7 protein-coding genes are annotated in these 5,051 nt (G+C 73.3%); 1 reads left to right on the top strand and 6 read right to left on the bottom strand.

Annotated features, from left to right (window positions below; all coding sequences use genetic code 11):
* Window positions 1-70: 70 nt before the first annotated feature.
* Window positions 71-679, bottom strand: a complete 609-nt coding sequence (locus IEZ11_RS50070; RefSeq protein ID WP_189269800.1) for a hypothetical protein — start codon at window positions 677-679, stop codon at window positions 71-73.
* Window positions 680-928: 249 nt separating this feature from the next.
* On the opposite strand from IEZ11_RS50070, the gene IEZ11_RS50065 reads away from it, so the two are divergent.
* Window positions 929-1,678, top strand: a complete 750-nt coding sequence (locus tag IEZ11_RS50065; protein ID WP_229713997.1) for a hypothetical protein — start codon at window positions 929-931, stop codon at window positions 1,676-1,678.
* 66 nt (window positions 1,679-1,744) lie between these two features.
* Here the strand turns inward: IEZ11_RS50065 and IEZ11_RS50060 are convergent, their stop codons facing one another.
* From IEZ11_RS50060 to IEZ11_RS50040, 5 genes are all read right to left on the bottom strand, one after another.
* The gene (locus IEZ11_RS50060) at window positions 1,745-2,488 is read right to left on the bottom strand and encodes a nuclease-related domain-containing protein (protein ID WP_189269799.1); all 744 of its coding nucleotides are present in this window, start codon (window positions 2,486-2,488) and stop codon (window positions 1,745-1,747) included.
* Between the two features lie 56 nt (window positions 2,489-2,544).
* The gene (locus tag IEZ11_RS50055) at window positions 2,545-2,997 is read right to left on the bottom strand and encodes a hypothetical protein (RefSeq protein WP_189269798.1); all 453 of its coding nucleotides are present in this window, start codon (window positions 2,995-2,997) and stop codon (window positions 2,545-2,547) included.
* On the bottom strand, window positions 2,994-3,383 hold the full coding sequence (locus IEZ11_RS50050) for a hypothetical protein (protein ID WP_189269797.1): 390 nt from the start codon (window positions 3,381-3,383) through the stop codon (window positions 2,994-2,996). The genes IEZ11_RS50055 and IEZ11_RS50050 overlap by 4 nt, the downstream gene beginning before the upstream one ends.
* A 2-nt stretch (window positions 3,384-3,385) precedes the next feature.
* A complete protein-coding gene (locus tag IEZ11_RS50045) occupies window positions 3,386-4,531 on the bottom strand; it encodes a coiled-coil domain-containing protein (RefSeq protein WP_189269796.1) in 1,146 nt (381 codons plus the stop codon).
* Window positions 4,532-4,625: 94 nt separating this feature from the next.
* Window positions 4,626-5,051, bottom strand: a 426-nt coding sequence (locus IEZ11_RS50040; protein WP_373295095.1) for a DUF6884 domain-containing protein, incomplete at its 5' end; no start/stop codon positions are given.

Here is a 5,051-nt window from a genome sequence, read left to right as displayed (position 1 = left end):
ACGTCGTGGGTGGGGTATTCGGCGAGCAGCTGCTCTACGGCGAAGGCCAGCTCGCTGCCTCGGGCGATGGTCATGCCTGGGTCTCCTTCGGGGTGCTGTTGGCGGCGAGGAACGCCCCGGCGTGGGCGAGGGCCTCCTCGCTGGTGTCGTACGTGACCTCGCCGCCGGCGTCCTCCTGGCGGCCGTTGGCGGCCTGGCCGATCCACCACCAGCCGCCGTCCTCCGGGTGCCATGCGACGCGGGCGTGCCCGCCGAACGCCTCGACCTCGACGGGCTCCTTGTTGGCGTGCGGGTTGACCGCGACGACGGCGCCGGGCCACTTCTTGCGCGCGGCCTGCCGGGAGACTCCCCAGGCGTCGCCGATCTGCGGGTAGTTCACCCCGCCCCCGCCGGCGCCGCGGGCGTACTGCTCGGTCATCGGCTCGACCTCGTCCCGGGCGAGGCGCAGGGCGCGCAGCATGGCCAGCTGCCAGTCGGGGGTCGAGCGCACCGGGAGGTCCGGGTCCGGCCTGCCGGGGCTGGTGTCGCGTACGGAGATCTCGTCGGCCAGCGCGGCGGCGACGGCGCGCAGTTCCTTGCGGAACTTCGTCAGCTGGTCCTCGGTCGGCTCGGCCCACGCGGGATCGCGCGGGGCCATGAACGCCTCGTAGTCCGGGGCGTCGTCCTCGTTCGTCGTCATGATGACAATGGTAGTTGTCGTGAACCTGGATTGTCACGGGAACCGTGATTGTCGGCGTTCGGGCTCCGGGAGCTGCCGCAAAGTCACCCAAATTTGGGTGACCGGCAGCCCGTAGGGCTTGTTATCAGCTCCGTGGGGCGGAATCAGCCGTACGGCTGTCCGATCTGGGGTGTCTCAGCTGTACGGGCACCCGGACGGGCAGATATGACATGGGGCGACATAGGCACGGCACGGGGCGGGTGGTCGGGGGTGAGCGACGTGTTGGGGCGGCTGCGTCGGTCTCCGGAGGGGACACCGCGCAACTTCCGGCGGGACCAGGAACTGCAGCTCCGGCTGCGCGGGGAGTACGGCCCGGAGTGGTGGCAGGTCTTGCCGGGCTTCACGCTGCTCCTGCTGGGGATCGCCGCGCCGCTGTTCACCCTCGGCTGGCTGTGGGACCGGATCGGCTGGTGGGCCGCGCTGCTCGGCGCGGTGGCCCTGGCGCACGCGGCACGCGCCGCGGTGCTGCGCCGGCGGCGGGCGTTAGCGCGGAAGAGACGGCGGGCGGTGTGCTTCACCCTCGACCAGGTCGACGCGGCCGACGACCGCGGCTTCCGGACCATCGTCGGACGGCTCCTGATCCGCGACGGCTGGACGCGGGTGCGCGGGGTCCGCATCAGCGGGACGGTGGTGCACCTGGTCGGGAACGGGCCCGACGGGCGCCAGCTCGGCCTCGCCTTCGAGCGCGGTGTCGAGCAGGCCGGGCAGGAAGACGGCGGCCGGGCGGCGCTGCGCCCGGTGAGCGCTGCCCCGCAGCTGCCGGACGGCGTCGAGGCTGGCCCGCGTGCGCTGTTCGTCGTCGTCAGCTCCGGCTCGTTCGCCCGGGAGCGGGTGGTGTGGGCGGCCCGGACGGACGTCCGGCTCGTCGACCGGCCGATGCTGCAGCGGTGGGCGGCCGGCGAGGACCTGGCGGTGCTCCTCGACCTCGGCCTGGACGACGTCCGGCCGGATGCGCCGTAGCCGGACGGGACATGGCGAAGGGGCCCGGGATGTTCTCCCGGGCCCCTGGTCGTCGGTGGGCTTGGGTCAGCCGCTGTGCCGGGGCAGGCGTTGCTCGGCCAGCTGCTCGACGGCGGTGACGCGGGCGGCGTCCCATCCCGGCTGGGGAGTCAGCCCGGCCAGCATCCCGCGCAGCTTCTTCGCCTCGACCACGGTGACGCCGTGCAGCTCGGTGCGCCCGCGCGGCGCGGGGACCTTCGCGCCGTGCACCGCGAGGATCGGACGGACCGGTACCCCCAGCACCCGCGCGGCCTGCTGCGCCTCCCACACGGCGGTCTGCAGCGCCTTGGTCTGGTCGTACCGGCCGTAGCGCAGCAGCTGGCCGGTGATGACGATGCGGGACTTCCTCGACTGCCAGTTCTTGCTGTCGACCAGGGCCACGCCGAACACGCCGACGACCAGGTGGTCGAGGTTGGCCTTCGACCCGGGGATGGCTCGGTCGTGCAGTACGGCGTAGCCGCGGCGGGCGAGGGGAGCGAGCAGCCGGGCCGTGGCTTCTTCCCCGTCGGCGCCGGACGTCCAGCTGTTGTGCTGGCGGCGGTAGGTCTGGCGGACGCCGTACGCGAGGACGGCGGCGGCGACCAGGGCGCCGACCTGCCACACGGTCACGGTGCCGGCGGCCCAGCCGGTGACGGCGGCGGCTGCGGCGGTCAGGGGCAGGGCCCACTTCGCGCGGCGGTGCTGGGCGGCGCGCTCGGCCGCGCGCTGTAACTCGCCCTGGCGGCGGGCGCTGGCTCCGGCGTTGCTGCGGCGCCCGGGTGTGGTCGTCATGTCGTCGCTTCCTGGGTGGTGGTGGGCGGGTTGAAGGAACGGAGAGGGGCGGCCAGTCAGCCCTCCGGGTGCTCACAGGAGGGGCAACCGATGGACTCGGCCGCATCGGCGGCGGACGCCCCGGCCGCTTCGGCGACCGCGCGCCAGCACAGCGGCAGGCCGCTCTCGTCGAGCGTGCGCCCATGACTGGGGAATTCGTCGTCCCGGCCGTAGAAGACGGCCACGAAGGGCTCGACGCCGGGCAGGACAATGCGAGTCGGCTCGACTCGGAGGTAGCCGTACACATCCGCGGGCGGGATGGACGCGAGGCTCTCCCACACCAGGCAGTTCAGGACCTGCGCGACGGTCCGGCGCTCGTGGTCGTGCCCGAAGCACAGGTCCCAGGTGCTGCCGTTGGTACGCAGCACCTCCAGGTCGTCGGTGACGGTCAAGGTGATGGTGTCGGAGTAGTGAACGGGCTGGGCGGCGGGCGTGGGCGTACGGCGGCGCAGCAGCTGGCGGATGTTCATGGGGTCGGGTCCTCCTCGTCGTCGAATGCGTCGGTGATCAGGTCGGGCCAGCGGGCATGGCCCCGGAACTCCAGGCGATGGCGCAGCAGCTCGGCGGCTTGGTCCCGGGGGACTTCCAGGGCGAAGTCGTCCCTGGCACGGGCGACGACGTCGCCGACGGTGACGCGCATCGGGCGGGTGATGCGCAGGTCGGTGACGGGCTCGGCAAGTTGGGCGCGCACGGCGGTGGTGATGGCGTGGTCGGTGGCTGCCAGCAGCCGCTTGCGGTAGTGCTCGGCGGCGGCCCGCCGGTCCTGCTCGGCCCGGTGCCGGCGGACCCGGCGACCGATCCACGGACTGAGCAGTGCGAGCAGCAGTGCCGTACCGAGCAGGACGTAGACGGTCATCGTCACTTGCCCCCGGCGGTGGCGAGGCGCTTGACCTCGGCCTGGGCGAGGGCCAGTTCCGTCTGCACCTCGCGCATCTTGTCCTTCGTGTCGTTCACGGCCTGATTGAGCTTCTCGACCTGGCTCTCCAGCACGCCCTGCCGCTCGATGGCCCGGCCCAGCTCGGCCGCGTGCGCCTTCTCCTGCTCGGTCCGGCGCTCCTTCTCGGCGGCGATCCTGATCTCGGCGTCCCGCTCGGCCTGCACGGCGCGGGCCTCCGCCTCCTGGGCGCGCTCCTCGGCGGCGGTCGCTTCGCCCTGAGCCGCGGTGACCGCCTGCTCCTTCTCGGCCTGCACCGCCTTGACTGTCTTCTGCATCGCCTCGACCTCGCCCTTCGCCGCGACCTCGACCTTCCCTGCCTTGTCCTGGGCTTCGCGGACGCGCTTGTCGGCCTCCTCCTTGGCGGCGGTGACCTGCCGGTCGGCCTCGTCCTGGCCGCGCTTGATGGCGTCGGCTGCCTCCGCCTTCGCCTTCTCGACGGCCTGGTCGGCTTCGGCCTGCAGGCGCTCGACGCGCTGCTCGGCCTCGGCGCGGATGCGCTCGGTCTCCTCCTCGAACCGGGCGGTGCCCTCGTCGAGTTCCTCGATCGCCTGGTCGGCGGCGGCCTCGGCGGCGGCCTGCGCGTCCTCGGCGGCGGCGGCCCGCCGCTCGGCGTTCTCCCGCTTCCCGCGCTCGGCGGTCAGCTTCTCGTGGGACTCCGCGACCCGGGCGTCCGCGCGGGCCTCGGCTGCGGAGACCTGCGCCTCGGCGGCCTCCGGGTCGGTGACGGTCTGGAGCAGGTCCGTGTACCGGGCCAGCTCGCCCGTCAGCTCCTCGATCTTCTGCAGCACGGTGCCCTGCACGATGGTGGCGGTCTTCGCGGCGTCGCTGACGATCTGGTCGCTGGGCTCCTCGGCCGGGCGCGTGGCGGTGCCCGCCGGCTTGTCGCCTCCGTGCTTGGCCCGGTACGCCTTGATCGCGGTGTGCTCCGGGTTGGCGCAGTATTCCGGCGCCCGGCCGCGCTTGCCCGGCGCCTTGGGGACGGGCCGCTCGGTGCACCCCGGGTAGCCGCACTCCGGTGCCTTCACGGCGGTGGGGGCCTCGGTGGTCGGCTCGGTCTGCTCGTTCATCTGGGGGAACTCCTACGGGGCGGTGCGGGCGGGGTGGCGTCGTGCGGTCGACAGGGTGCCGTATCCGGGGGCGGGCGGGTGCGCGGGTCGCGGTTCACGCGGCGGTCGTGTACTGGTCGGCGTTCTCGCGCATGGCGGTCAGCCGTCCGCGCTGCTTGCCGATGGCGAGGTGGGCCAGCGGGGTGCGGGCGTGCGGCCAGACGGCGGCGGCGCGCTTGGTGTACTCGCCCGGGGTGAGCAGCGTGACGTCGGCGCCGGTCAGGCCCAGCTCGGCGGCCTGGGCGTGCAGTTCCTCCACGGTGATGCTGCCGGGGTCCTTCCATGTGTGGTCGTACGGCTCGATGACCTGGTCCAACGGCAGGAAGCCGTGCAGGGCACTGAGGACCAGCACGGTGCCGCCGTGGGCGGTGAGGACGTCGGCGGTCTTCCGGGCGTGGGTGTGCAGGGAGCCGGTGTAGAGCTGCCCGGCCGGGGCGGCCTTGGCCAACTTCGGGCCGGAGCAGGGGATGACGACGACCAG

It is taken from the genome of Streptomyces fuscichromogenes, assembly GCF_014645815.1.
GTDB lineage: Bacteria > Actinomycetota > Actinomycetes > Streptomycetales > Streptomycetaceae > Streptomyces > Streptomyces fuscichromogenes.
This window is presented reverse-complemented; position numbering and strand designations above follow the sequence as displayed.

What these genes read in the sequence shown, in the direction of transcription:
- IEZ11_RS50045 (WP_189269796.1), bottom strand. Translation starts at nt 4,531, where the DNA reads ATGAACGAGCAGACCGAGCCGACCACCGAGGCCCCCACCGCCGTGAAG.
- IEZ11_RS50070 (WP_189269800.1), bottom strand. Translation starts at nt 679, where the DNA reads ATGACGACGAACGAGGACGACGCCCCGGACTACGAGGCGTTCATGGCC.
- IEZ11_RS50060 (WP_189269799.1), bottom strand. Translation starts at nt 2,488, where the DNA reads ATGACGACCACACCCGGGCGCCGCAGCAACGCCGGAGCCAGCGCCCGC.
- IEZ11_RS50050 (WP_189269797.1), bottom strand. Translation starts at nt 3,383, where the DNA reads ATGACCGTCTACGTCCTGCTCGGTACGGCACTGCTGCTCGCACTGCTC.
- IEZ11_RS50055 (WP_189269798.1), bottom strand. Translation starts at nt 2,997, where the DNA reads ATGAACATCCGCCAGCTGCTGCGCCGCCGTACGCCCACGCCCGCCGCC.